Source organism: Paenibacillus glacialis, assembly GCF_001637205.1.
Classification (GTDB): domain Bacteria; phylum Bacillota; class Bacilli; order Paenibacillales; family Paenibacillaceae; genus Paenibacillus_AQ; species Paenibacillus_AQ glacialis.
In genome coordinates this window covers 465,662-490,253 of the sequence record NZ_LVJH01000002.1, presented here as the reverse complement: position 1 = coordinate 490,253, position 24,592 = coordinate 465,662, and the positions used below count along the sequence as shown (strand labels likewise).

Sequence of the window (24,592 nt, the reverse complement as noted above, 5' to 3'; positions counted from 1 at the left end):
TTAATAAATCGTCCTCATGCCTAAGCGTATGAGGATGATTTGCGTATAGAATGTGGTACAATAATAGACATGACTTTAGTGATGAAGGGAAATGTGAAATGAGCGAAGTATTAGACCCAACGTTGCAGAAGGAAGTGGATAAGCGCAGAACCTTTGCGATTATTTCCCACCCGGATGCTGGTAAAACAACATTAACGGAGAAACTACTCCTATTCGGTGGTGCCATTCGTCTGGCGGGTACAGTTAAAGCCCGTAAGGCTAGTAAACATGCTACGAGTGACTGGATGGAGATTGAGAAGCAACGGGGAATCTCGGTTACGTCTTCAGTTATGCAATTTGATTATAGTGGACATCGGGTTAACATTCTGGATACTCCTGGTCACCAAGACTTTAGTGAGGATACCTATCGGACGCTGACAGCAGCAGATAGCGCAGTGATGTTGATTGACGTTGCCAAAGGTGTGGAGAAGCAGACAGTTAAACTGTTTCAAGTATGCGCACAAAGAGGCATTCCAATATTTACATTCGTAAATAAACTAGATCGTGAAGGACGTACACCTTTTGAACTCATGGAAGAATTAGAAGAGGTACTGGGTATTCGTTCAGTTCCTATGAATTGGCCTATTGGTACAGGGCGCGATTTATGTGGCGTGTACGATCGGATGAAGAATCAAGTGGAGCTATTCCAGGGTAATGATCACTCTACAATTAAAGTACAGAAGGTGACGGATTACCGTGATCCAATTATTCGCGAGATGGCGGGCGAATACTTGCATGATCAACTGTGTCAGGATTTGGAGTTGCTTGATGTTGCGGGAGATCCATTTGATCTAGAGAAGGTAAATAAGGGAGAACTAACACCTTTATTTTTCGGAAGTGCGATTAATAACTTCGGGGTTCAAACATTCCTAGAAAATTTCTTGCAACTTGCGCCTAAACCAGAACCTCGACAAAGTGTTGGTGGTCTTGTAAATCCAACAAACGAAAAATTCTCTGGATATGTATTCAAAATTCAAGCCAATATGAATCCTGCCCACCGTGATAGAATTGCTTTCCTTCGTATCGTCTCGGGTAAATTCCATCGTGGTATGAGCGTTAAGCATATCCGTGTAGGAAAGGACATCAAATTGTCCCAGCCGCAGCAATTCCTTGCTCAGGACCGTGATATTGTGGAAGAGGCATTCCCTGGAGATATTATAGGGTTATTTGATCCCGGTATTTTTAGAATTGGGGATTCCTTGAGTCAGGAAAGTGACATGGTCTTCGAAGAACTTCCGACATTCTCACCTGAGATATTTGCAAAGGTTACCGTCAAGAATGCCCTTAAACACAAGCAGTACCAGAAGGGGATTGACCAGTTAACGGAGGAGGGTACCATTCAAGTATTCAAAACCGTAAGCTTTGATGATACGATTCTTGGCGTTGTTGGCCAACTTCAATTCGAAGTGTTTGAATACCGAATGAAGGGTGAGTACGGCGTAGATGTGCAGCTTCAGCGGATGCAATATCAATTCGCTAGATGGATTATTGATGATAACATTGATGCAAGTAAATTCCGAATTAACTCGACCCTGGTAAAAGATAAAAAAGGAAATTATGTGGTGTTGTTTGAGAATGAATATGCGATGAGGACTGCAATGGAAAAAAATCCGAATGCTAAGTTCCTTGAAATTGCACCATAATAACTAATAGAGAAATCCCTCCACCCCATATGGGAGAGGGATTTTCTTGATTTAGGATAGTGGCGTCGGGGTAACGGATTGAAGGTGTTTTTGAGCTACTTGAATCAGTTCATCCTGTTGCTTGGACTCAATATTTTTCCATATCATTTCGAATATGGCGCCAAGTCCGGGTAAAGCTGCTTCTGGACCATCAACTGAACCTTCAATCATGTCGCGTAGATCTGCATCGGTCTTATTGTGAACCTTGTGTACAATCGCTTGACGTAAGTCGAGTACAATCGGCATTGTTTCCCCTCCTAATTCGTTGAATCATCGTTTAATATTCCCCTCTTATCTGGCTGTAATTCAAGTTTGGGTACCGATATGATATAATCATTGAATATATTTGAACAATCGGAGGTTGAACAATGGCAAAGCGACAGTACGCCATCATTGGAATGGGTAGATTTGGATCTAGTGTAGCAACTGCACTAACAGATATGGGTTTTGATGTCTTGGCAATTGACTCTAATGAACAACGAATTCAAGAAATATCCAACATTGTGACTCATGCGGTATCAGCAAATTCTACAGATGAAGAAGCCATGCGTGCACTTGGTATTCGTAATTTCGAAGTTGTCGTTGTGGCCATTGGACAAGATATACAATCAAGTATCTTAACAACATTGATATTAAAGGACTTGGGTATTCCGACACTTATTGTTAAGGCGCAGAATGAACTTCATGGGAAAGTACTTCATAAAATAGGTGCAGATAAAGTCATATTCCCTGAACGAGATATGGGACTTCGTGTAGCTCACCATTTAACCTCGCCTAACATTCTAGATTATATTGAGCTGTCTGATGATTATAGTATTGTGGAAATGAAAACCTCAGATAGAATGATTGGTAAGAATCTTAAGGATCTTGATGTGAGAGCTCGATTTGGATGCAACGTCATGGCCATTAAGACGGGAGCGAAGATGAATATTTCACCGAATGCGAATGATCCTTTGGATAAAGACGACGTTCTCGTTATTTTAGGCCAGAAAGATGATTTAGTTAAATTAGAACTGGAATTTTCTAAATAAATAGGGATACCAAGATAAGGATGGGTTTAAGATGGATATTACATCCCTACAAAATGCGCGGGTGAAAGAATGGACGCAATTGTTAGAGAAAAAACATCGAGATAGAAGTGAGAAATTTGTTGTAGAAGGCGTTCACTTAGTGCAGGAAGCTTTTCAATCTGAAGCAGATATTGAATGTGTAGCTTACGATATGGACAAGGGAATTCCTGCAGAACTGAAGCATTTACGTTTGAATGATGCGCAATGGATTGGTGTCTCGGAAGCGATCATAGCAAAATGTACGGATACGGTTACTCCTCAACCGGTATTCGCCATTGTTCGCAAACGATCTGTTGATCTTGCTCAGTTGCTTTCTATACAGAATAGTCTGGTGATGGTACTTGATGGTGTGCAAGATCCAGGGAATGTGGGTACGATCATACGTAGTGCGGATGCAGCAGGGGCGCATGGCGTTATATTGGGTCATGGCTGTGTAGATCTTTACAATCCTAAGACCATTCGTTCTACGATGGGATCGTTTTTCCATTTGCCTGTGGTGGAGGGGGATTTACTCGATATTTTGCCACAAGCAAAGCAGAGCGGAGCTCGGTTGGTTAGCACTAGCCTGCAAGCAGATTATACCTGTTATGAGTATCCATTCTCGGGTTCTACTTGGTTACTGGTTGGTAACGAGGCAAAAGGCGTGTCAGAGCGTGTACAGCAGTTAGTAGACGATACCTTAATTATCCCTATGCGTGGACAAGCGGAGTCACTGAACGTGGGTATGGCTTCTTCTGTGTTAATCTTTGAGGCTATGAGGCAGAGACATTATGCAAAGTAATCATTTTGAATGATGAATAATTTAGGAGACGCAAGCGAATTGTCGCTTGCGTCTCTTTTGTTTACGATTTGAGGTGTGCCTAAAATTCCATTTAAAAAGCTTCATTCAGATTGGTTTTGCTGTTTCTACATCATTTCTACAAACTCTCCCTTTACAATAAAAATATCAAGAAGTTAGTGTCTTGAAAATGAAGTGGGAGGTATGAGCTATGGATTGGAACTGGTTACTGCTGCTGGCTTGTCCGATAATGATGATATTTATGATGTTTGGAATGGGAGGAATGCATAAACATGGTTCTAAAAAGGATCAAACGCAATCCGAACAAGCGATCCATCATGAGATTGGTGAACTGAAAGCCCAAAATGAGCAAATGAGAAAAGAAATTCAAAATTTAAAAGAAAAATGAGGAGGGGAAAGAGATGAGTTGCTGCGGAAATCATGATCGTGATCAAGACAAAGGGAATATGCATCATTCCCATGCTTCGAAAAAGCTTAACTGGATGATGATCGTATGCTGTGGGTTACCTATCGTACTGACTGTTGTTTTATTACTGGTTAATGCGTACACAGGATCATCTACGAATCCGTTACTTTATATTTTACTGCTGATATGTCCGCTGTCACATGTCTTAATGATGCCTTTTATGAAAAGGAAACAATGACTACAGGTTTGACAAGCGTAGCGTTGGATAGACGTTGGATATACATAAAGTAGCTTAAAGGAGGGACCGTTAATTTGAGAGTTATTTTATTTGAAATGGGTGGCTCCGGCTATTATTTTAGGTCAAGCCATCGGAAGAATTGCTTGTTTTCTAAATGGTGATGCTTTTGGGGCTCCGACGGATTCAGGGTTTGGAATCGTGTATCCAGAAGGAACCATTGCGTTTGAACGCTATGGTTCTGTGCCATTGTGGCCAGCCGAGATTTGGGAAGGACAGTTGGATATTGTTGTTTTTGGTATACTTATTGTCATGAAGAATATAGAGCTCCCTGTGGGCGTCTTGTTTTTATCCTATAATGTATTATATTCGATTGTTCGCTTTTCAATGGACGGCTGGACAATGGGCGAGTATCTCTGCATAGGGATATCCGTGATACTTATATTATATTTCATCGTGCGTTCTCGAAAAGTTAAGCCAATAGCACTTATGGGTTAAGATAGTTGGTTAAGTTAGTTCAAAGGAAGGTGATCATGATGTCGAGGCTACAAGTCCTTATCGTGGATGACGAATGGAATATGCGGAATTTGCTTCGCATTTATTTAACGAGGGAAGGGTTTGACGTTAAAGAGGCCTCTAACGGACGAGAGGCTTTGTCCATGGTTAAAAGGCATTCCTTTGATATTATTCTTCTAGATGTCATGATGCCGGATATGGATGGTTGGCATGTATGTAAAGAGATTCGAGAGACAGAAAATGTTGCGATACTCATGCTAACAGCGCGTTCAGAGACGAAAGATAAAGTCTTAGGTCTTGGAATAGGAGCTGATGATTATTTAACGAAGCCATTTGAGCCAGAAGAATTACTTGCGCGTGTCTACTCGCTAATTCGGCGATCGGCGATTACACAAGCTTCTGTTCAACAAGAGTCTACGCTTTCGTTCCAAGGTTTGATGATTTACCCTGAAGGTCGTGAAATCTATATTCACGACCTACCAGTAGATTTTACGCAAAAGGAATTCGATTTGTTTGTTTCCTTGGCTAGAAATCAGCAACGTGCTTTTGATAGGGGAGAATTGCTAGATCTATTGTGGGGTTATGATTATGATGGGGATTTCCGAGTTGTGGATACCCATGTGAAGAATATTCGAGATAAGACGCGAAAGTCAGGGCTTCTCTACAACCCGATTCAAACCGTATGGGGGGTAGGCTACAAGTTTAATGCAACGGGTGAATCGATATGAGGAGGTCCAATAAGATTGGACTTAAACTTGGGCTAGTCATCTTATCGGTATTTGTTATCGTCTTATCCGCGCTTGGATTGGCAGTCGATCGTATGTTTACTAATTTTTATAATACTGAAATGAGAACAGAGGTTGAAGAACTGACAACGCACTTTGCGACGATGATAGAGTCACCTGATCTTTCTATGGAGCAAAAGTTGCTTGCTTTCGCCGACTTTTCAAATGTAAATATTTTTAATATAGATGAGTTGGGTAACATTCTTATTCATTCTGGGGATTTTAAATCAAAGGATCGATCATTTATTCATAAAAGTGATGTAGAGGCGCTTTTTTCCGGAACAATGGTGAATTTTGAGTATTATGACACGGATAGAAATCGGTATTTCGTGGCAGGAAAGCCCATATTACAAGAAAGTGATAATAGTATCACATCTGCAATTTATGTAATGGCATCTACGAGCCATATGGATGAATCGATTTCTGCTATACGGAAGTTATTAGTTCTTTCGGGTATGGGTGCATTCTTATTGGCACTTGGGATCACATGGATTATTGCACAAATTCTATCAAGACCACTATTGCAAATGAAAGAGGCAACACGGAGAATAGCGGTTGGTGAGCTGGAAACAAGATTGAATATCACAACCAAGGATGAAGTTTCTGATCTGGCCGATGCGATCAACAATCTGGCTGAAGATCTTCAACGATATCGGGATAACCGTCAGGAATTTTTCGCAAATATTTCTCATGAGCTTCGGACGCCTATCACTTATTTAGAAGGGTATAGCAAGGTGATCAAGGATCGGCTGTATGAAACAGAAGAAGAGAAAAATCAATATTTGGATATTATCCATATAGAAGCACAGCGTCTGCAGCATATGGTGAATGATTTGTTTGAATTATCTAAAATGGAAGAAGGAACGATCAGTCTATCCATGGAGTGGATTGATCTAGCAGAGATCACTGACAACAGCGTCAGGAAAATTAAGCTAAAGGCGAACGACAAAGGATTACAGCTAAAAACGCATCTAGGCGATCATATTCCTTTGATTTATGGAGATGGGCTACGTTTGGAACAGGTTCTTTTGAATCTGTTGGAGAATGCGGTTCGGTATACAGAAACAGGTGAAATTAACGTCTACCTAAGCCAAGACCCATCCTTTGTGTATCTAACAGTGGTAGACACAGGAATAGGCATTCTTGAGAGTGAGCTTCCGAATATTTTTGAGCGTTTTTACCGTGTGGAGAAATCTAGATCACGACAATATGGAGGTACGGGTTTAGGATTATCTATCGCTAAAAAGTTCATTGAGTTGCTGGAAGGAGAACTGCACGTTAGCAGTGTAATAGGGGTAGGTACTAAATTTGAAATTAGGTTTAAGCATAAAGAAAAACAGGAGGATACGAGATGAAAAAGGTTGAATGGCTCATTGCAATCTTCATTATGGTTATGGGAATCATATGCATGATGGTCTCGGCAACCTCATTTCGTGGCATGTCATTTCTTCAGCTTGGACAATCCGTGGGGACATTCTGTATTTGGTTCGCCGGATTATTGCTAATGATCGGATTAATATATATTTTTTTAAAGCATAAGCGTAAGCCGTGAATTAGGTGCTTTTAACTCCTTTGTGGAATTGTGAATTACGATTTTCTTCTTATTTGGTCAACCTCATCATATGCTTGTATAGAATCGGGCGTTAGGGGGGTTATCCATGATAAGAAAAGCAAGGTGGCATAGCCAACGAAACAGTGGACCTAGGAGCAGACGAAAGTTGTGGCTCGTAGGCTTTCTTGTTTTTTTAATCATAATGTTTCAGGGATTTGCTTACGTAGATCGGAATTTGAAGCCACCTATCATGAATTTGGCTAAAATTAGAGTTAAACAGGTTGCTACTGAAGCTATCAATGAAGCCATTACAGCACAGGTTGCACAAGAACAAGATTTCGATAAGCTCGTAAACTGGAAGATGGACACATCGGGCAAAGTATCTGGGTTTATGATGAATTATTCGGAACAAATGAAAATAACATCCAATACGTTCAAGGTCGTTCAAGCTGCGTTAAATGATGTGAATCAATTATCAGAACATATTCCTGTGGGGATGGCATTAGGAAGTCCTGTACTAGCTTCATTCGGTCCGGGGATTCCGGTGAAAATAGAACCACAAGGAGCAGCTAAGGTAGAGTTAACAACGAGACAGCGAGATGCGGGGATCAATATGATCTTGGTAGAGGTATTTATTAATGTAAGTGTGGACGTTGCTGTGGTTATTCCTTTTGATATGGAAAATGAACATGTGAAGACAGAAATCCCAATATCGTACCTGCTTGTTGTAGGGGATGTTCCGATGTATTATTACAATTCAAAAGGTGAGCCTGTTGGCGGGAATGGGGGAGAAGCCCCCAATATTTCAATACCCTTTGGAACCAAAGGGACTTCTACTAATGAAACGAACGGCACGGATATAAATAATACCCAGAAGCCTGGCACAAGTAGTCAGCAAGATCAGAATCATGAGATAAATCCATAATGTAAATATCATAATAAAAAGAGTACGCTCATGATCATGAGGTACTCTTTTTGCAAATATAAGATCGTATAAGGTTCATTTGATACGCTACTTCTTATATTTCCGAAGAGACGGATACCCGTCCTTAAGGGGCGGTTCAGCCGTTTCTTCTTGCATGCTTAAGTGATTTCCGTTCTGCCTGTTCCCATTGGTGAAGTAGCGGATATGGATCAAAGGACCATTCGACCAAACCGCTGTCACGATAAATACCATAATGAAGATGTGGAGGGAATTTACCCTGAGTGCCTGGTTTACCATATCCGGAACTTCCTACATAACCAATGACCTTTCCAGCTGTGACAACATCTCCAACTTTGATTCCTTTTTCAAAGCCCTGAAGATGTGCGTAATAATGGTAATGGCTATTGATATCACGAATGCCAATCCGCCATCCCCCGAATGCATTCCAACCCTTCATTTCAATGACTCCATAACAGGTACTGCGGATCGGAACGCCGTAACCTGCGAAGAGATCAGTTCCCTCATGAATACGAAACCCTCCCCAATTGCGACCTGTCCCCCAAGTGCTTCGGTAAGAATAAATGCTATTTAGAGGAAGCGGGAAGGCGTGCTGGGTTAATTCTGTTTGACTAAACTTCTCATATAATTTGGAGAATTGTTGGATTCGTTGCACAGCACGGCTATTGTTGTAATATTCCCAAAGGGCAATGTTGAAATCATTCAGCGATTGCCCGTAATGCAGTAAGTGATTAGCGATACTGTAGAGTACATCGATATCGTTATTGGCATCGGCTAGATTATCTCCTGTGCCATCCCTACCTAATCCTTCAAAAATAGAAATTGACAAAGGATTTGTATCTTGCTGATCAGGATTTAGCGCACCAAACCAAGTGGGTGGAGCCATAAAAATAGCTGTAAGACGAGGCGGATGAGCACGGTCTTTAGGATGTGCCTTAGTTAAAGTTCGTTCATATTGATCAATCGCTGCTATTCGATACCAAGGAATCTGAGTGACTGTACTGATCTTCTCATAGAGTAATTTTCTTGATGTATAAACATCATCTTGTTTCACGGTTTCGCTTGCTTTTAATACTTTGGGGACTTTAGAAGCTTCCAAAGGTGTACAATAAGACAATGTCAGAATAACAGTAACTGAGGCACAAATCCATCTGCAAAGTCGTATATTTCTGTTAGGGCGAAGGTGAATCATGAATGTACCTCCTTATTTACCTGCCGTTGAATTGTAATCATCATGAGTTAGTATGCTTAGGGTGAATCAAGATGGATGATTTTATCCAAACTGTTTATTCTAAGTCTGAATGTGAGGTAATCTCCTTGCGTTCGTGATATAATATGGATTAAATGATGTAAAAACATGTATGAAAGGTGGTATATTTAATTGTCGAGAATTACCACGAAGTTACCTAAGCCAGATTGGATTCGAATTAAATTAACGACTGACGATAACTATCAGGAGATCAAGAGCATGATGCGCTCTAAGACTCTACATACAGTATGTGAAGAGGCGCGTTGTCCAAACATTTATGAATGTTGGGCTAATCGCACCGCAACATTTATGATTTTAGGCGATATTTGTACACGTGCTTGTCGTTTTTGTGCGGTCAATACAGGTAAACCAACAGAACTTGATCTAGAAGAGCCAGAACGTGTTGCTGATGCAGCTGAAAGCATGAATCTTCAGCACTGCGTCATTACAAGCGTAGCGCGTGATGATTTGCAAGATGGAGGCGCATCTATTTTTGCAGCAAGTATTCATGCTGTACGTAAGCGTCTACCCCTCTGTAGTGTAGAAGTACTTATTCCGGATTTCTTGGGAAATAACGATGCTCTGAAGGTTGTAATGGATGCTAAGCCGGATATTCTGAATCACAACATCGAGACGGTAGAACGCTTGTCCGATCGTGTTCGTGCCAAGGCTAAATATACACGGTCTATGGAACTATTGCATAATGCGAAAGTGCTGCAACCAACGATTCCAACGAAATCAAGTATTATGCTTGGGGTTGGAGAAGAATGGGACGAAATTCTACAAACAATGGATGATTTACGTGCAGTTGATTGTAATATTCTAACCTTGGGTCAGTACTTACAGCCTTCACCGAAGCATTTGGATGTGGAGAAATATTATCCACCCGCTGATTTTGCTATTCTGAAAGAAGAAGGATTGAAGAGGGGCTTTAGTCACGTTGAATCGGCGCCGCTTGTTCGGAGTTCTTATAATGCACATGCACAGGTGAAGTCAGCCGCCAACAATATATAATTCAATTGAGGTTTCTTATTAGGAAAGGCAGGGGAATGGCGCTTGATTCTAGCAGGTGGAAAAAACTATGAAATATTGAAAGATCATAAAGATGGCTGGAATCCCGAGGCTTTCCGTGATCGTTACAGCGATGTTTTGGAGAGATACGATTACATTATCGGTGATTGGGGATATAGTCAGCTGCGGTTGAAGGGCTTCTATCGTGACAACCATCCTAAAGCTACGAAAGAATCGGCTATATCAAGTATGGTGGACTATATAAATGAATACTGTAATTTCGGGTGTGCTTATTTTGTTCTTCAGAAGACCCGGGAATCACAGCAACCGAAAGAAATGGAAAAAAGCAGTTCCTGATTAACAGGGGCTGCTTTTTTAAAAAATATAAGAAAGTATAAGTTTCACTTGATACTCTATTCTTTATATTTCCGCTGAAACGGGTGCCGTCCTTGGAGAAGGATGGCACCCGTTTCTACTTGTGTGTGTATGGAACCCTTATTCTTCTAGGAAAGCGGATCTAACCCGATTCCAGAAAGGGTAAGGTCGATATCTTGCGAAACTAATTTTTTGTTTAGAGACCTGACAGCTAACGGATATCAAATCGTCGATCGTGAAATTTTTATGGTCGACAGTTAATAAAAGGCGTTGCTCTTTGCGAGAATAAATATCGGAATGATGGTGTTTAGGGAGCAACAATGGGGACCCCATCGTACGGTAAATACGATTGTTTATAGAAGCAATTTCTGCGATCTGTATGGCTTCAATGGTAGGATGAACCATCGCCCCCCCGAGGCTTTTATTATAAGCTGTACTACCTGAAGGTGTTGAAATACAAATGCCATCGCCTCTAAACATTTCGAAAGGTTGGTCATTGATATCGATTTGTGCCACGAGTGTGCCATCAACACCCTTAAGTGTGAATTCATTAAGTGCGATATGAGAGGTAGTCCCTGATTTCTTATGAATAGTAAGCTCTAGGAGCGGGTATTTTACGATACGTGGCTTATCTTCTGATAGAAGACTATTACTCATAAGTTCAACCAATTCGCGTAGCTCGTCTGCTTTCCAATCAGAATAGAATCCTAAATGGCCCGTGTGTACCCCTACAAATGCAATATCAGGAATATGGTCAATAAACGTATGAAAAGCGTGCAGCATGGTGCCGTCTCCGCCAATGGAAATGACAATATTGGGTGATTTCGCATCCAATTCAAAATGATGCTGTGCTGCAAGTTTGTGGAATTGTTCTGCTAAGTCAACCGATAACTGGTCCCCACGGTCCAGAACATAATATCTCAAGGGTGGTCTCAAGGGTGATAAGGCTCCTTTTTGATGAGTTTATATCGATCATAATCAATATCGAAGCAGAACACAACGTTTCATTTGTCGGAAGAGTGTCGAACACGTATCCATAAGGACATCATCGTATTGCAAATAATCGATAATATGGTTATGGCAATGAGCAGAATAATAAATATGAAAAGGTTGTTTAGAAATCCTTGAGTTGAATGAAGGTTGGATTGGGTAGATATGTCAAAAGATACCAAAGTACTCTGTGAGTCTAACCCTCCTGCTACCGATTTCCATAACACCAGCACCAGACATGCAGCTAGTATGCCATGAATAAACCGTGCCATCATAAAGGGCCAGTAACGGAGATTTGTGGAATGGAGGATACTTGCAATTTGAGCATGAACAGATAAACCTCCCCATGAAAGTATAAAGGCCGCAGCAGCAACTTTGAAAGACAGGGGAATAGAAGTAGCCGACTCTCCAGCGTAACGTGCACCTAAGGTAACTTCGAATATCCCTCCGACTAATGACTTGGATAATGCAGGAGGCATACCCATAAAAGAGAGCACTTGCTCAATAATGAAATATAACCCCGTCATTATATTTGCTTGAGTGAGTAGCTCCAGAAACACAGAAAAAAAGACGACAAGTCCTCCAACGACAATAACAAGTTTTAATGAGGACTGTATGGCATCCTGAATGAGTTGTCCTAGGTTTCTTCCATCTTCTATACGAGCTTGATGCATCGCCCTTAATGCATCTCTAAGACGGTTATGGCGAGGTTTAGAAGTGGATTGGGGTACAACTTGTGATGTTCTAGACCCGTGATATCGCATAAGTACCCCGACAAGAAAACCTCCTCCGTAGTGCGCAATGGCTAATATAGGAACAATTTCGGGATTGTGAAAAAAACCTATAGAAACAGCACCAATGAGGAAAATAGGGTCAGAGGATGTGGTGAACGCTACTAAACGTTCCCCTTCATCGCGTGTCACCATTTTTTGTTCCCACAATTTCGCTGTTAATTTGGCGCCTATAGGATAGCCAGATACGTAGCCCATAGCCGCAACGAAGCCGCCACTCCCCGGAATGCGAAAGATAGGCTTCATAAAGGGATCAAGTAATGTTCCAATCAAATGAACGATACCAAATCCCAATAGAACTTCGGATATGATAAAAAAGGGGAAGAGAGAAGGGAATAATACGTCCCACCAAATGGCCAATCCACGTAAGGCTGCAGCTAAGTATGCAACAGGATAGACAAACATAAGTAGACATAATCCCATGAGTACGATTATGAATGTTGGAATAGCGAAAGATTTTAATGTCATGAATTGCACCTCCAATCCTGTTCCAACTTCGGAATAATCCTTCTGTCATAGTTGTATGATCTATGTAGGACAAACAGTACAAAAAAAAGTGGTAAGCGTTTACATTCTAGGGTGTTTTTTTATGGATATTGTGTTAGTATAAATATATTGACGCTTATCTTTTCTGAGTATATATGATATGGATGGAGTGATGAGATCATGAGTGTTGTTGCCGGTATTCTCGTCTGCGCTTTCGTGTATGTCATTCGCGCTTCGTTAATTCGTTCAGGTGAAGAGGATTGGAAAACCTACTAAAATGATTTCAGGTGCTAAACGGTAACATCCGTTTAGCGCCTTTTTTTGTTTTTTGTTATAATATAAGGGATCCTATTTATCGAGATGAAAGTTGGCGACCATATGAATCCTAATTAGAGTATCTATGATAATCTTGGGGGAGAACAAACCTTACATTGATCATTTTGTTAATACGTCTTAGGCGGCAACAGTATTTCGAATTTAGCTCACAAATGAAGGGAAGTCAGAATATTGAGTACTTTGGAACCGCTTTACTCTATCAAAGTAACTTGCTTAAACTGTGAACATGAATTTATGACTTCACGCGTGCGACCAAGCTTCAAGAAGGCTGTACGTACGGATGCTGACTTTTGTGCTTATTATAAGAATGAAAATCCTGATTTCTATGTGGTGAGGGTATGCCCGAAATGTGGATTTTCTTCTACTGAAAATTCCGCTCTGAAGTTATCAGACAAACAAAAAGCCGTTTTTAAGGAACAAATTAATGTACGGTGGATTGAACGTGATTTCGGAGGGCAACGCGAATGGGAAACGGCGCTAGAGACATATAAGTTGGCGCTAATTTGTGCACAGACGATTGGTGATTCGGAACGGATTATTGCAAGCTTTCTTCAGCATATTGCATGGTTGTATCGTTATAAGGGAGAGCATGAACAGGAACAACGCTTCTTGAAGTTCTGTTTAGAGTCTTACATACAGGTATATGAGAAGGAAGGCGTAGGCGCTAATAATGCCAAATTATTATACTTAATAGGGGAACTTAACCGAAGAGTAGGAAATTATAATGAAGCTGTTCAATGGTTCTCACGTGTTATTAATGACAAAAAAATTATAGATGCGGCTATGATTCGCGCTTCAAGAGAACAATGGTCTGTATTGAGAGAGCAAATGAATGCGAAACAAATGGAATTGCCTGAAGAAATGAAAGATCTTAAATAATTCAATACGCACAGAGATGAACGGAGACATGGACGGGCCTGTCCGTTCATCAATAAACGTTGTGATTCTCATATAATGACGTGTGTGTTAACGCACTGGTTGATCACACAATAAGTAATCTGGATCAGTATCTACGATCGTTATCTTGTTATGACAACAAGGAAAGACAAGTAGTTTCTTCTTTCCCTCATGGATGCTGACGATCTCGTGTGGTTTCATAGGAATGAGAACATTTGCTTGTGCGCAATAAGGACAATGATGTACATAAATATCACCCATTATAATGTCGTAGGGCCAAGTATTCTGAAATGGAATCATGATGGATCATTCTCGGTAGCAGGGTTTGTTGGTTCTTCTTTACTGAGCTCAGCAATTTTTTGCAATAGAATATGTTGTGGCATATGCATAAGGTGTTCAATAGGAACGCCTAGTTTTTTGGATAAAGTAATGGCCGTCTCCGGTGAGATTTGTAATGGTCGCATGGTTAGGTTTCCTCCTATTTAAGTATGGTCTAATACAATCGTATATTATAGTTATATCGTTTATGGAAGTCCAATTCAAATCATAATACAAATAAATGCGAATATGAAAGGGGATTTATGAATTGAAATCCAATTTATCGTTAACATGGAATTTGGAGTCGATCTTTCCAGGAGGGTCATCCTCTAAAGAACTAGCTACCTTTTTGCAAACGTTAGAAGAAGATATTAAGCGTGTTCAACAACATATGAAGGATGCGATAGCTCCTACTAATGTTGAGAGTTCTAAGGCATTTGATGGATTTATCACAGAATTAGCAAGTTGTATCGAGAGGATATCGGAGGCTAGTTCTTTTGTCTCTTGTTTAGGAGCACAAGATCAGCAAGATAAGAAGGCAGTTCAATTATCAGGTAAAGTAACGAATTTACAAGCACAATTGATGAGCGTTGATGCTGAGTTCGAACATTTACTTCGTAGTACAGACGACGAGATCTGGAATTTATGGATGGATCGTGAAGAAGTTCGTGATCTAGCCTTTGTCTTAAGTGAGAGTCGTGATCGTGCGCGGGAGAAATTAAGCCCTGAACTTGAAAGTCTGGCGCTTGATTTGGCGGTTGATGGATATCATGGCTGGGGAGACTTCTATGATACGATTGTGAGTCATGTTCAAATCCCATTTGAAGAACAGGGTTCAACTGTGATGTTATCCGCAGGACAAGCTTCGAACAAACTTCATGACCCGAATCGTGAGACGAGAGAGACCATGTTTACGAAATGGGAAGATACGTGGACCGAGGCAGAGGATTATTGTGCAGACACATTGAATCACTTGGCAGGGTTCCGACTTAAATTGTATGACCGTCGAGGTTGGGATGGAATTCTTAAAGAACCACTAGCGATTAATCGAATGTCGGAACAGACATTAGATGCGATGTGGAATGTTATTATTGATAATAAGGCGGTTTTTGTAGAGTACTTGAATCGCAAAGCTAAAATTCTTGGTGTAGACAAGTTAAGCTGGGCTGATGTTGAAGCACCAATAGGTAGCGTGTCAGGGAAAATTTCTTATCAAGATGCTGCAGAAAATATCGTGAAGCAGTTCCGTACGTTCAGTCCTAAGTTGGCTGAATTCACAGAGATGGCTTTTGATAAAGAGTGGATTGAAGCGGAAGATCGTTCTGGTAAACGTCCAGGTGGATTCTGTACCTCACTTTCTGTGAGTAAAGAAACACGAATCTTCATGACTTTCGGTGGGACTGCTTCCAACGTATCGACGCTAGCTCATGAACTTGGTCACGGGTACCACCAGCATCTTATGAAAGATCTGCACATGTTTAATCAAAATTATGCTATGAACGTGGCAGAGACGGCTTCCACATTTGCTGAAATGATCGTAGCAGATGCTTTGGTTAAAGCGTGCACAGATCCACAGGAGAAACTTGCTTTACTAGAAGAGAAAATTCAGAACAGTATTGCATTCTTTATGAATATACATGCGAGGTTCTTGTTTGAGACTCGCTTTTATGAGCAACGTAAAAGTGGGCTTGTGAGTGCTCAGGAATTAAGCAAACTTATGGAAGAAGCACAACAGGAAGCTTTCTGTGGAGCACTTTCATCGTATCACCCCCATTTCTGGGCTGCCAAGCTTCATTTCTATATCACAAGTGTTCCATTCTATAACTTCCCTTACACGTTCGGATATATGTTTAGTACGGGGCTCTATGTGCGTGCACAACAAGAAGGTGCAACGTTTGCGGATAAATATGACCATTTATTACAAGATACAGGTGTAATGACCGTAGAAGATTTGGCGCTTAAGCATCTCGGCGTAGATTTGAAGGGTCCTGAATTCTGGCAGAGTGCAATGGATTTGTGTGTTGCCGATGTGCAAGAGTTTATGGAATTAACGAAATATTTGGTGTAATAAAAATGAATTTAAAGTAGAAAAAAGATGAAGATTCCCGAAACGGGGATCTTTTTTGTTGAAGAATAAAGAGGAAATTTTGTCGTATTTGGAAGTATTTTAGCATATATTAGAAAATTAAGGGTTGGGAATTGCGCAAAAATAGTAATATATACCCAATTGTGACTGATTATGTTGATGCCTACTTAAGGAGGAATTATAATGAGTCATAAGCCCTATGTCATGGGTGAAATTAGGGGGAGAAGGTCTAATGATAAAAATTGATCAATTATCGTTGGCGAGGCAGATGGACATTGTATTTAAAGAGGTGGAACAAGAATTGGCTGGATTAACTGCGGGTACGTTGTTTGTACAAATACGTAACAATGCAGTTGGCAAATTTGGAATTCGTCACAATCCTATTGCAGGGCGCAATGGGCAATTTACTTTCACCGAAGAAGGTCTATCTGCTGTACACCAACTATCCTTTCGAAACATGGCAATAGAAAGTTTGAAATATAAGCATCATTGGACACATGGTGAGATTACTTATGATTTCATGGTACGTCAAGGAATTATCGTGGTAGACGCTATTCTCGAATCCAATTATAACATGGCAAATTTAATGATCCGTTATCCTCGACAAACATATCATGAAGTTTCATCGGACTTATAATAATAATATTAATTTGTTTAACAACAAAGAAAGGCGACCTTGTGAGAAAGGCCGCCTTTTTAATCATTAGTTGGAATATCATTTGAAAGAGCAAGATTAAGAGTTGGAACGACCTGATAATTGTTGCTCAGCCAATTGTACTAGACGTTTAGTGATATACCCACCCAAAGAACCAGTTTCACGGGAAGTGTAATTACCATAATATCCATCTTGAGGAATTTGAACGCCTAGCTCTTGTGCTGCTTCCATTTTCAATTGATGTAGAGCAGCTGTCGCTTGAGGAACTACCAAGTTGTTGGAACGACTACCACCACGACCTTGTTGACCTGCTTGACCCATGTGTTTCACCTCCTTTGTACTTAATGAGGTTATTATGGATCGAAACAATTAAAATCATACAGGAAAACAAGTAGTCTACAAGTGGTAATTATTACTTTAAGATGAGCTACCTTTTATGAAATCTAATCATCTCAAGCTAAGGACGATGTATCGACTCCAGATAAAGTTGTGTTTCAAAGGTTTGTTGCGGTTCTAGGCGGATTAATCCTGTGAATTCTGGCCCTTGTTCAAGATTAGGAGCATTAGGTAACCAAGTGTATGGTTCTATGCACAAGAATTCATCTGCTTCTCCCTTCGTGTAGAGAACCCAATGTTTGAAATATTGATCATCTGCAACATATCTAAGTCCGTAACCATCTTTATGAGACAAGATAGCTTCCACAGGTTGTCCTTCTCCGATTCGAAGTATCGTATCAAGATTAGTGCCTGCTAAATTAAGACCCACGTTGAGATTTTCTAGAGAACCTAAGGGAGCTAGTCCTCCTGATGGAATTAATGCTTCATCGAGTTCGTATATGGATTCAACAGGAACCTTCAAAGTCCAATCTTGAGGTTGTCCATTCAGTAAGAACCACGAATGAAATCCAAGACCTACAGGGAAAGCATGTTCTCCTAGATTGGTCACTTTAAATTGCTGAGTAAAACGCGAACCCTGTAGTTTGAAAATGACTTGGAACTTAAGTGGGCTAGGTGATTGAGCCATCCATTGACTATCATCACTTGATAAGAATTCAGTTGTGATCGAACATCCATCCTCATCCTCTTCAATGTCACTCACGCACCAGCTTTGAGTCTTATGCAAGCCGTGAATATGATGATCTCCTGCTGTGTTACGATTGAATTGATAATCCACGCCATCATAATTAAATTGCCCATTACGGAGCCTACCTGGAGGGAACAGTAAAGGAATCCCGAAATGGTAAGGTTTCAGCAAATAGAAATCTAGATCATGTTCATCAGGCTCTCTGAGAATATGTCGCTCTTCGTGTTTATCCCAGATTGCAATAACGTTGTTACCAAGTCTCGGAAGTAAAGTGATTTGAAGATCGTTGCTATGAAGGATATACGTGTCGTAACCGTTCCACGTCCCTTTGGTCATTTGTTTCATAAAGTAAGCTCCTTTACCTGTTATAATCTAAACAATCTATTTTTATCATAACAGATTAATCATGGTTTGGTAAAAATGAGTTTGACAATTATAGGCCATCGGTCTTATCATTGCATTTAAGTATATTACGAAGATCATGAACACGATGATAGGGACAAGTAAGCTAGACGGATGACCTTCAGAAAGCCGGTGGTTGATGCGAACCGGTGGAGCCGACGTGCCGAATGGACCCTTGAGTGCCGAGTTGAACAGGGATGTTAAGTTCCTTAATAGACAGGCCGTATTTTCCACGTTACGGGAATTTAAGGTCGTAAATGTATTGTTTTTTCGTTGAAACAATCAGCTTTTTTACGATAAATAAGGGTGGCACCACGGTCTCACGTCCCTTGCGGATGTGGGCCTTTTTCTGTTGTTTTATTTATTATCTAGGAGGGGTTAAATTGAAAAAAACAGTATTATCAGGCATAACACCTAGTGGGAGACTAACTCTGGGAAATTATATCGGTGCTATGAAGAATTACGTGAAACTGCAGGATCTTTATCAATGTAATTACATGGTGGCTGATCTACATGCAATTACAGTACCCCAAGAACCAGAAGATCTTCGTGAGCGATCAGAAGCAAATGCAGCATTATATATTGCTGCAGGAATTGATCCTTCGAAGTCTAATGTTTATTTACAATCAGCTGTATCTCAGCATGCAGAGCTAGGTTGGTTGTTAACTACGTTGACATCGATGGGTGAATTAGAGAGAATGACCCAGTTTAAAGATAAGTCGGAAGGTAAAGAATCAGTTGGAGCAGGCTTATTTGTATATCCGTCACTCATGGCTGCAGATATTCTCATATATAACACAGATCTAGTTCCGGTAGGTGAAGATCAGAAGCAGCATTTGGAATTGACACGTGATCTTGCGGGGCGTTTCAATAACCGCTTTGGAAAATGCTTTACGATTCCTGAACCTTACATCCCAGAGGTCGGAGCACGGATCATGTCTCTCGATGACGTTAGTAAAAAGATGAGCAAGAGTAGTGCAGTTCCCGCAAGTTATATTGCACTATTGGATGCACCTGATGTGATTCGTAAAAAGATCAGCAGAGCTACAACGGATTCTGGTGCAGAAGTAAGGTACGATGTTGCGACAAAACCTGAGGTTAGCAATCTGATGAGTATTTACTCTCAATGCTCGGATCTGTCTCTAGAAGATATTCGAGTGAAGTATGAAGGTAAAATGTATGGTGGTTTTAAAAAGGATCTAGCAGAAGTCATCGTTGCTACCCTAGAGCCATTACAGAATCGCTATTATGAAATTCGATCCACTGGAGAAATTCAAGACATCCTAGCTCAAGGGGCAGAGAATGCTAGTAAACTTGCTACGCAAACGTTGGATGAAGTTAAACAACGCATGGGTTTTCTACCTTCAAGAAAGCACTAGTTAGGACTCTTAAGAGATGCCCTTCTTTGTTTGGCTTTGATGACAAATCCCCATCCAATATTGCAAATGCCTATTACAGTTAAAAGTAAGGCGATCCAACCCGAATAACTAATAGCGATAGCGGCTACGGCTAGAATGATGATTGAGGAAGCTGCGAACCATAATGAGAGAGCTTTATTCATTGTCAAAAACCTCCAGTGTTTAATTAGTTAATTAAAGAATAATGTCCTACGATGTAGCCATACTAAGCTTGCAAGCTTGCACTTCATTACAGAAACAGAAGTGAAAGGAGATTATTACTATGGCACAAGGACAATCAAGCTCCAACAATCTCGTGGTCCCTCAGGCAAGAGCAGCGATACAACAGCTTAAGATGGAGGCTGCTCAAGAACTCGGTGTTACGATTCCGCAGGATGGCTATTATGGTAACTATACTTCACGAGAAGTAGGTTCTCTCGGAGGATATATTACGAAACGCTTAGTCCAATTGGCTGAACAATCTCTATCAGGTAAATAATTGCACACCGTATTCGGATCGATTGATATATGAATACCATTGTGAAAGCCTAGAGCGCTTGCTCTAGGTTTTTTGAAATACAAAAAATAAATAATCTTTGTGGGAAAAGGATACCGCCTATGTTACAGGCGGTAAAGTCCTTCTACTTGTATATTAGACTAGGGTGCATTCCTCTTGTCAAGAAGAATAATCAATGGATAAGCGTTCATTCATCTTTTCTTCGCTAAGCCAACCAATATATGAACTGATCGGCATGAAATGTTTGTCCATAACGACTACAGCTACAAAAGGATACTGCGTTCGGTGAAGATAACGTACATCCGCCCATCGAACGACATAACCATTCATGATTATTTCTACATCCGCTACAGCAAAGGAAGTGAAATAAAGGAAAGCTTTCACGTTATCATGGCTTTTAGAATGCTCAACCGCCACATGATGTGAAGAGATTACATTTTGTTGACTCCATTGTAGATCGTTATGGTTTACTCTTCCAATGTCATAACTTCCGTCAGCTCGTAATTTGACCAGATGCCATTGCCGCAGATAAACCGTAGGGAGTACATAATATTTATCACCTTCAAGATAACTGGGGTCCATTCGTGCAACTTCCGCTGTTTTTAGGAAATGAACGATGGTTCTCCAAGCATAGTAACAGATGGTCACACTATACAGAATCGTAAATAGAGGAGCAGGTTGTACCATCCCCAGAACCCATAGCAAAATTGCTACTAAGTGAGTTCCGAATATAAATGGATCAAAGATGTGAATAATGTTCCACGAAATCCACCGTTCTGTAAAGGGCCGAAACGCCTGTGTACCATACGTATTAAACATATCACTGAAGACATGAACACATACAGCAATACCAGTCCACAATGCTAAGTGGAGTACGGATACATCGCGAAATACCAATGTGATTGCCATAGTGATGAGCACAGTCCATATAAGTAAGAAAGGAAGGGAATGTGTAATACCCCTGTGATTACGGATATATACAGCATTATTCTTCAGACGAAGGACCCCATCGATATCCGGAGCTTGTGATGCAATGACGGTTCCAAAAGCTACAGCTATTGCAAGAGAAGGACTTGCTGCCACGACAGGATCAATATGTGCTAAGCCTGCGAGGGTAAATCCCATAACTAAATGTGTGCCTGTATCCATAAGCTTCTCTCTCCTTTGTGTTAACCTTACTATATAGTAAATACCCAACTCTTAGTCATTCTATAGGATACTACTGTGACAAAAGTCATCAAATTGTCAAATTGAAGGTTAAATAGCGCTGATTGTCGAACACTTTTCACTTCGTATATGATAAACTTTATAGCAGAGGATTTTATTGTATTCTCTTTAACACAGAAAAGAGGAGGAACTTCAGGCGTGGATAATCATATGAGTTATCAGGCTCCTTCAGATTCAGCAGCGTTTTCCGTAAGTAAGACGCCGCCTAGCGAATCAGGAACATGGAGAGATTTTGTTCATATAACGAAACCAGGAATTATTCGTTCTAACTTAATTGCTGCTTTTGCAGGATTCTGGGTAGCATCCCAATGGGATTTACAATATGGAAAGATGATTATGACCCTGTTGGGTACCATTTTAGTAATGGCATCCTCCTGTGTGTTTAATAATTATTTCGACCGGGAACTGGATTTGAAGATGGAACGGACGAGAGAGAGATCCTTACCAACGGGTCGATTAAAACCGATAGTTGTACTGTGGTATGCGATCATATTAGGAGTCTTAGGACTAGCCGTACTATTTTCCTTCTCAGGAGCTCTTGCGGGGTTGTTCGGTATTGTAGGTATGGCCGTCTATGTGTTAATTTACACTCTTTGGCTTAAACGTTCATCGACTTGGAGTACATCTGTAGGTGCAATATCAGGGGCTATGCCACCTGTTATCGGGTATGTCGCCGTTACAGGAGTAGTAGATATGGGAGCTTGGCTATTATTTGCAATGTTATTCTTATGGCAGCCTCCGCACTTTTGGGCACTAGGGATTCGTCGTGTGGAAGAATATCGAGCTGCGGGCTATCCGTTACTCCCCGTAGTGAAAGGGATTAAACGCACTAAGATCCAAATGATTCCTTATCTTATAGCCCTGATACCAGTGCCAATTCTAATGTATGTGTACGGATACGCGGGTATTTATTACATGATTATTTCATTGGCATTGTCCTTGGTTTGGCTGTATCTTTCTTTAAGAGGCTTCAAAGCGAAAAATGATGAGGTTTGGGCTAAGAAAGTATTCCTATTCTCTATTAACTATTTAACCTTGAGTCTTATTGTGCTAATTATTAATACAACACATTAGAGTGTGAGTTGATTACCTAGTAAATTATGATTTGGGCGAAAGAGAGGTTTTGTGTTTCTTATGCAAACGTTAAAGCGTTATAAATGGACATGGATTTCTATCATTATCATTTTGATCTTCGCAGCATACCTAACGATTTCTTCATTAGGGCTAGGTAAAGATAAATTGCCGGTTATTTCACAAGTTCAGGACTTTTCATTGGAAAATGTAGATAAGACAACCGTCACACTTGATGATACGAAAGGTAAGGTTCGGTTGTTCTATTTCTTCTTTACCAGTTGTCCAGATGTATGTCCGGTCACAACTTTTATGCTTAGCCAAACACAGAAGAAGCTGATGGATGATGGAACGTTTGGTAAAGATGTTGAGTTTGTCTCCATTTCATTTGATCCTGAAGTGGACACGGTAGAGAAGATTAAGGCATTCGGGGATAAGTTCAAAGTTGATTATAATGGTTGGTACTTCTTACGGGGAGACAAGCAAAAGGTTTGGGATTTAGCAGAGAAATCATTTAAAACGATGATTATAGGCGATAAGGAAGGTAACTTTTCGCATTCTAATTTGATTGCATTAGTGGATCGGAATAATCAAGTTCGTAACTTGTATAACGCGAATGACCCGGAAGAAGTATCGGTGGATATGCTCGTTAAGGATATCAAGGAGCTTGCGAAGGAGTAAATGAACATATACTTAAATTGGAATCCTCTTACCCTGAGTAGGGAAGAGGATTCTTTTGTATGTTGATTATTAAAAGTTGGGTTATTTATGTTGGAAAGGATGTCTCCGTCATTAACTATCGGTCGCGATGGGATAGATGATGAATTCATGAAGATCAACTTTTTCCAATTGCGCAATCAGATATTCATCAGGTGTGCCCTCAACACCTGCATAACCACGGCGTGTATACATGTGCTCAGCGTCAGGAAAAGAATCGCGCAACACACCTCGTATTTTCTTACCTGAGCTGTCGTTGTCCATAAATAGATATACTTCATCGTCCTTTACCTTTTTAAGTAAGGACTCCACCTTAATGGAGTTCAATGTACCGAATGTACAGAGAATGGTTACATCAGGCATAAGTAGACGTCGCAGCTTACTGCGATCGTTTTTTCCTTCGACAATAATGTATATGGACATAGATGGTTCACCTCATGACAAGAGGAGAGATTCCTCAGAATTCCCCGGGAAATGTTAGAAAGAATCGTTCGGGTAATGCTAGTGTAGCTTTTTTTCGGGATAACATGCAAAACAAACAAGTAGAAACGGTTATGCGGTCCTTTTCCAAAGACGGCACCCGTTTCAGCAGAAATATAAGGAATAGAGTATCAAGTGAAACTTAAACTTTCTTATATTTGAACATAGGTCCCCCATTATATGGCGGACCCTTTAAATACTTACTATTGAATGATTAACAAAAGATTGGAAAAGTGCGTAGAATAATGACTAATAAAACAAAGAGAACTAGAATCATGCCTGTAGTTCCGCCTCCAACACAAGGAGAGACAGCGATTGGAAGTGGTTGTGGTACTGGAGGGCAACATGGATTGAAATGGCTCATCTATATTTCACCTCGCTTTCCTTCGTAGTTGTTAGTTGTTTGCCACACCGTATCTTATGTGTTGGAGGGCTAAAGGATTGTGCCAAGGCCTATGGCATGTTGTTTGTGTTGC

Annotated in this window: 31 protein-coding genes and 1 other annotated feature; of the genes, 20 read left to right on the top strand and 11 right to left on the bottom strand. The window is 40.5% G+C overall.

The genetic code is table 11. From position 1 onward, the window contains the following. Positions 1–98 precede the first annotated feature (98 nt). A complete protein-coding gene (locus PGLA_RS02705; RefSeq protein ID WP_068528409.1) occupies positions 99–1,682 on the top strand; it encodes a peptide chain release factor 3 in 1,584 nt (527 codons plus the stop codon). A gap of 51 nt (positions 1,683–1,733) precedes the next feature. Here the strand turns inward: PGLA_RS02705 and PGLA_RS02700 are convergent, their stop codons facing one another. Further along, positions 1,734–1,967 (bottom strand): small acid-soluble spore protein SspI, encoded by a 234-nt coding sequence (locus tag PGLA_RS02700; RefSeq protein WP_068528273.1) that lies wholly within the window; start codon positions 1,965–1,967, stop codon positions 1,734–1,736. Positions 1,968–2,089: 122 nt separating this feature from the next. Between PGLA_RS02700 and PGLA_RS02695 the strand changes: the two genes are divergently transcribed. The 9 genes from PGLA_RS02695 (at position 2,090) to yunB (ending at position 8,009) form a co-directional block, all read left to right on the top strand. Beyond that, a complete protein-coding gene (locus PGLA_RS02695; RefSeq protein ID WP_068528261.1) occupies positions 2,090–2,752 on the top strand; it encodes a potassium channel family protein in 663 nt (220 codons plus the stop codon). Positions 2,753–2,783: 31 nt separating this feature from the next. Then, positions 2,784–3,572 (top strand): TrmH family RNA methyltransferase, encoded by a 789-nt coding sequence (locus PGLA_RS02690; RefSeq protein ID WP_068528258.1) that lies wholly within the window; start codon positions 2,784–2,786, stop codon positions 3,570–3,572. A 208-nt stretch (positions 3,573–3,780) separates the two neighbouring features. Continuing rightward, positions 3,781–3,978: a DUF2933 domain-containing protein gene (locus PGLA_RS02685; protein WP_068528255.1), complete on the top strand. Its 198-nt coding sequence runs from the start codon at positions 3,781–3,783 to the stop codon at positions 3,976–3,978. A gap of 13 nt (positions 3,979–3,991) precedes the next feature. Then, positions 3,992–4,234 (top strand): DUF2933 domain-containing protein, encoded by a 243-nt coding sequence (locus tag PGLA_RS02680; protein ID WP_068528252.1) that lies wholly within the window; start codon positions 3,992–3,994, stop codon positions 4,232–4,234. A gap of 99 nt (positions 4,235–4,333) precedes the next feature. Next, positions 4,334–4,729: a prolipoprotein diacylglyceryl transferase family protein gene (locus PGLA_RS02675; protein WP_245699671.1), complete on the top strand. Its 396-nt coding sequence runs from the start codon at positions 4,334–4,336 to the stop codon at positions 4,727–4,729. Positions 4,730–4,767: 38 nt separating this feature from the next. Then, a complete protein-coding gene (locus tag PGLA_RS02670; protein ID WP_068528246.1) occupies positions 4,768–5,475 on the top strand; it encodes a response regulator transcription factor in 708 nt (235 codons plus the stop codon). After that, on the top strand, positions 5,472–6,887 hold the full coding sequence (locus tag PGLA_RS02665) for a sensor histidine kinase (protein WP_068528243.1): 1,416 nt from the start codon (positions 5,472–5,474) through the stop codon (positions 6,885–6,887). The genes PGLA_RS02670 and PGLA_RS02665 overlap by 4 nt, the downstream gene beginning before the upstream one ends. After that, positions 6,884–7,084 carry a hypothetical protein gene (locus PGLA_RS02660; RefSeq protein ID WP_068528240.1) on the top strand — a complete coding sequence of 67 codons (201 nt, stop codon included), beginning with the start codon at positions 6,884–6,886 and terminating at the stop codon, positions 7,082–7,084. Before PGLA_RS02665 ends, PGLA_RS02660 begins: the two co-directional genes overlap by 4 nt. A gap of 106 nt (positions 7,085–7,190) precedes the next feature. Beyond that, positions 7,191–8,009, top strand: a complete 819-nt coding sequence (gene yunB / locus PGLA_RS02655; protein WP_084410672.1) for a sporulation protein YunB — start codon at positions 7,191–7,193, stop codon at positions 8,007–8,009. Between the two features lie 136 nt (positions 8,010–8,145). On the opposite strand, the gene PGLA_RS02650 is transcribed toward yunB, so the two are convergent. Then, the gene (locus tag PGLA_RS02650; protein WP_068528234.1) at positions 8,146–9,219 is read right to left on the bottom strand and encodes a M23 family metallopeptidase; all 1,074 of its coding nucleotides are present in this window, start codon (positions 9,217–9,219) and stop codon (positions 8,146–8,148) included. Between the two features lie 198 nt (positions 9,220–9,417). Here PGLA_RS02650 and lipA point away from each other — a divergent pair, with 198 nt between their 5' ends. Further along, positions 9,418–10,290, top strand: coding sequence for a lipoyl synthase (lipA, locus tag PGLA_RS02645; protein WP_145939460.1), 873 nt, complete (start codon positions 9,418–9,420; stop codon positions 10,288–10,290). 42 nt (positions 10,291–10,332) lie between these two features. Further along, positions 10,333–10,644: a YutD family protein gene (locus tag PGLA_RS02640; RefSeq protein WP_145939455.1), complete on the top strand. Its 312-nt coding sequence runs from the start codon at positions 10,333–10,335 to the stop codon at positions 10,642–10,644. 138 nt (positions 10,645–10,782) lie between these two features. Here PGLA_RS02640 and PGLA_RS02635 read toward each other — a convergent pair whose 3' ends face one another. Both PGLA_RS02635 and ylbJ read right to left on the bottom strand, forming a co-directional pair. Then, positions 10,783–11,586: an NAD kinase gene (locus tag PGLA_RS02635; protein WP_068528405.1), complete on the bottom strand. Its 804-nt coding sequence runs from the start codon at positions 11,584–11,586 to the stop codon at positions 10,783–10,785. A gap of 80 nt (positions 11,587–11,666) precedes the next feature. Continuing rightward, positions 11,667–12,911, bottom strand: coding sequence for a sporulation integral membrane protein YlbJ (ylbJ, locus tag PGLA_RS02630; protein WP_068528228.1), 1,245 nt, complete (start codon positions 12,909–12,911; stop codon positions 11,667–11,669). 525 nt (positions 12,912–13,436) lie between these two features. Between ylbJ and PGLA_RS02625 the strand changes: the two genes are divergently transcribed. Further along, positions 13,437–14,144, top strand: coding sequence for a DUF2225 domain-containing protein (locus PGLA_RS02625; protein WP_211269487.1), 708 nt, complete (start codon positions 13,437–13,439; stop codon positions 14,142–14,144). Between the two features lie 87 nt (positions 14,145–14,231). Here PGLA_RS02625 and PGLA_RS28725 read toward each other — a convergent pair whose 3' ends face one another. Together PGLA_RS28725 and PGLA_RS26485 are read right to left on the bottom strand one after the other, a co-directional pair. Beyond that, positions 14,232–14,462, bottom strand: coding sequence for a hypothetical protein (locus PGLA_RS28725; RefSeq protein WP_068528223.1), 231 nt, complete (start codon positions 14,460–14,462; stop codon positions 14,232–14,234). After that, entirely contained in the window at positions 14,459–14,626 is a 168-nt protein-coding gene (locus PGLA_RS26485) for a YycC family protein (protein ID WP_084410670.1), read from the bottom strand. Before PGLA_RS26485 ends, PGLA_RS28725 begins: the two co-directional genes overlap by 4 nt. Before the next feature lie 122 nt (positions 14,627–14,748). Here PGLA_RS26485 and PGLA_RS02615 point away from each other — a divergent pair, with 122 nt between their 5' ends. Together PGLA_RS02615 and PGLA_RS02610 are read left to right on the top strand one after the other, a co-directional pair. Then, on the top strand, positions 14,749–16,548 hold the full coding sequence (locus PGLA_RS02615; protein WP_068528220.1) for a M3 family oligoendopeptidase: 1,800 nt from the start codon (positions 14,749–14,751) through the stop codon (positions 16,546–16,548). 250 nt (positions 16,549–16,798) lie between these two features. After that, on the top strand, positions 16,799–17,203 hold the full coding sequence (locus PGLA_RS02610) for an O-methyltransferase (RefSeq protein WP_068528403.1): 405 nt from the start codon (positions 16,799–16,801) through the stop codon (positions 17,201–17,203). Between the two features lie 96 nt (positions 17,204–17,299). On the opposite strand, the gene PGLA_RS02605 is transcribed toward PGLA_RS02610, so the two are convergent. Next, on the bottom strand, positions 17,300–17,542 hold the full coding sequence (locus tag PGLA_RS02605) for an alpha/beta-type small acid-soluble spore protein (protein WP_068528216.1): 243 nt from the start codon (positions 17,540–17,542) through the stop codon (positions 17,300–17,302). A 136-nt stretch (positions 17,543–17,678) separates the two neighbouring features. Further along, positions 17,679–18,650: an aldose 1-epimerase gene (locus PGLA_RS02600; RefSeq protein ID WP_068528213.1), complete on the bottom strand. Its 972-nt coding sequence runs from the start codon at positions 18,648–18,650 to the stop codon at positions 17,679–17,681. A gap of 136 nt (positions 18,651–18,786) precedes the next feature. Next, positions 18,787–19,040 (top strand) — a binding site (T-box leader). A gap of 50 nt (positions 19,041–19,090) precedes the next feature. Between PGLA_RS02600 and trpS the strand changes: the two genes are divergently transcribed. Further along, entirely contained in the window at positions 19,091–20,086 is a 996-nt protein-coding gene (gene trpS, locus PGLA_RS02595; RefSeq protein ID WP_245699664.1) for a tryptophan--tRNA ligase, read from the top strand. On the opposite strand, the gene PGLA_RS02590 is transcribed toward trpS, so the two are convergent. Continuing rightward, positions 20,083–20,268, bottom strand: a complete 186-nt coding sequence (locus tag PGLA_RS02590) for a hypothetical protein (protein WP_068528207.1) — start codon at positions 20,266–20,268, stop codon at positions 20,083–20,085. The genes trpS and PGLA_RS02590 overlap by 4 nt on opposite strands. A 119-nt stretch (positions 20,269–20,387) precedes the next feature. Between PGLA_RS02590 and PGLA_RS02585 the strand changes: the two genes are divergently transcribed. Beyond that, positions 20,388–20,603 carry an alpha/beta-type small acid-soluble spore protein gene (locus tag PGLA_RS02585; protein ID WP_068528205.1) on the top strand — a complete coding sequence of 72 codons (216 nt, stop codon included), beginning with the start codon at positions 20,388–20,390 and terminating at the stop codon, positions 20,601–20,603. Positions 20,604–20,780: 177 nt separating this feature from the next. Here the strand turns inward: PGLA_RS02585 and PGLA_RS02580 are convergent, their stop codons facing one another. Then, positions 20,781–21,770, bottom strand: a complete 990-nt coding sequence (locus PGLA_RS02580) for a metal-dependent hydrolase (RefSeq protein ID WP_068528202.1) — start codon at positions 21,768–21,770, stop codon at positions 20,781–20,783. A gap of 216 nt (positions 21,771–21,986) precedes the next feature. Between PGLA_RS02580 and cyoE the strand changes: the two genes are divergently transcribed. Together cyoE and PGLA_RS02570 are read left to right on the top strand one after the other, a co-directional pair. Continuing rightward, positions 21,987–22,922 (top strand): heme o synthase, encoded by a 936-nt coding sequence (cyoE, locus tag PGLA_RS02575; protein ID WP_068528198.1) that lies wholly within the window; start codon positions 21,987–21,989, stop codon positions 22,920–22,922. Between the two features lie 60 nt (positions 22,923–22,982). Beyond that, positions 22,983–23,600 carry an SCO family protein gene (locus PGLA_RS02570; RefSeq protein ID WP_068528195.1) on the top strand — a complete coding sequence of 206 codons (618 nt, stop codon included), beginning with the start codon at positions 22,983–22,985 and terminating at the stop codon, positions 23,598–23,600. Between the two features lie 111 nt (positions 23,601–23,711). On the opposite strand, the gene PGLA_RS02565 is transcribed toward PGLA_RS02570, so the two are convergent. Beyond that, entirely contained in the window at positions 23,712–24,059 is a 348-nt protein-coding gene (locus PGLA_RS02565) for a toprim domain-containing protein (protein ID WP_068528193.1), read from the bottom strand. A gap of 302 nt (positions 24,060–24,361) precedes the next feature. Between PGLA_RS02565 and PGLA_RS27820 the strand changes: the two genes are divergently transcribed. After that, the gene (locus PGLA_RS27820) at positions 24,362–24,508 is read left to right on the top strand and encodes a hypothetical protein (protein ID WP_161487827.1); all 147 of its coding nucleotides are present in this window, start codon (positions 24,362–24,364) and stop codon (positions 24,506–24,508) included. Positions 24,509–24,592 lie beyond the last annotated feature (84 nt).

What these genes read in the sequence shown, in the direction of transcription:
- PGLA_RS02590 (WP_068528207.1), bottom strand. Translation starts at nt 20,268, where the DNA reads ATGAATAAAGCTCTCTCATTATGGTTCGCAGCTTCCTCAATCATCATT.
- PGLA_RS02700 (WP_068528273.1), bottom strand. Translation starts at nt 1,967, where the DNA reads ATGCCGATTGTACTCGACTTACGTCAAGCGATTGTACACAAGGTTCAC.
- PGLA_RS02660 (WP_068528240.1), top strand. Translation starts at nt 6,884, where the DNA reads ATGAAAAAGGTTGAATGGCTCATTGCAATCTTCATTATGGTTATGGGA.
- PGLA_RS02705 (WP_068528409.1), top strand. Translation starts at nt 99, where the DNA reads ATGAGCGAAGTATTAGACCCAACGTTGCAGAAGGAAGTGGATAAGCGC.
- PGLA_RS02670 (WP_068528246.1), top strand. Translation starts at nt 4,768, where the DNA reads ATGTCGAGGCTACAAGTCCTTATCGTGGATGACGAATGGAATATGCGG.
- PGLA_RS02695 (WP_068528261.1), top strand. Translation starts at nt 2,090, where the DNA reads ATGGCAAAGCGACAGTACGCCATCATTGGAATGGGTAGATTTGGATCT.
- PGLA_RS02600 (WP_068528213.1), bottom strand. Translation starts at nt 18,650, where the DNA reads ATGAAACAAATGACCAAAGGGACGTGGAACGGTTACGACACGTATATC.
- PGLA_RS02680 (WP_068528252.1), top strand. Translation starts at nt 3,992, where the DNA reads ATGAGTTGCTGCGGAAATCATGATCGTGATCAAGACAAAGGGAATATG.
- PGLA_RS02580 (WP_068528202.1), bottom strand. Translation starts at nt 21,770, where the DNA reads ATGGATACAGGCACACATTTAGTTATGGGATTTACCCTCGCAGGCTTA.
- PGLA_RS26485 (WP_084410670.1), bottom strand. Translation starts at nt 14,626, where the DNA reads ATGCGACCATTACAAATCTCACCGGAGACGGCCATTACTTTATCCAAA.
- PGLA_RS02610 (WP_068528403.1), top strand. Translation starts at nt 16,799, where the DNA reads ATGATAAAAATTGATCAATTATCGTTGGCGAGGCAGATGGACATTGTA.
- ylbJ (WP_068528228.1), bottom strand. Translation starts at nt 12,911, where the DNA reads ATGACATTAAAATCTTTCGCTATTCCAACATTCATAATCGTACTCATG.
- yunB (WP_084410672.1), top strand. Translation starts at nt 7,191, where the DNA reads ATGATAAGAAAAGCAAGGTGGCATAGCCAACGAAACAGTGGACCTAGG.
- PGLA_RS28725 (WP_068528223.1), bottom strand. Translation starts at nt 14,462, where the DNA reads ATGATTCCATTTCAGAATACTTGGCCCTACGACATTATAATGGGTGAT.
- PGLA_RS02665 (WP_068528243.1), top strand. Translation starts at nt 5,472, where the DNA reads ATGAGGAGGTCCAATAAGATTGGACTTAAACTTGGGCTAGTCATCTTA.
- PGLA_RS02690 (WP_068528258.1), top strand. Translation starts at nt 2,784, where the DNA reads ATGGATATTACATCCCTACAAAATGCGCGGGTGAAAGAATGGACGCAA.
- PGLA_RS27820 (WP_161487827.1), top strand. Translation starts at nt 24,362, where the DNA reads ATGACTAATAAAACAAAGAGAACTAGAATCATGCCTGTAGTTCCGCCT.
- PGLA_RS02565 (WP_068528193.1), bottom strand. Translation starts at nt 24,059, where the DNA reads ATGTCCATATACATTATTGTCGAAGGAAAAAACGATCGCAGTAAGCTG.
- PGLA_RS02605 (WP_068528216.1), bottom strand. Translation starts at nt 17,542, where the DNA reads ATGGGTCAAGCAGGTCAACAAGGTCGTGGTGGTAGTCGTTCCAACAAC.
- PGLA_RS02570 (WP_068528195.1), top strand. Translation starts at nt 22,983, where the DNA reads ATGCAAACGTTAAAGCGTTATAAATGGACATGGATTTCTATCATTATC.
- PGLA_RS02585 (WP_068528205.1), top strand. Translation starts at nt 20,388, where the DNA reads ATGGCACAAGGACAATCAAGCTCCAACAATCTCGTGGTCCCTCAGGCA.
- PGLA_RS02650 (WP_068528234.1), bottom strand. Translation starts at nt 9,219, where the DNA reads ATGATTCACCTTCGCCCTAACAGAAATATACGACTTTGCAGATGGATT.
- PGLA_RS02685 (WP_068528255.1), top strand. Translation starts at nt 3,781, where the DNA reads ATGGATTGGAACTGGTTACTGCTGCTGGCTTGTCCGATAATGATGATA.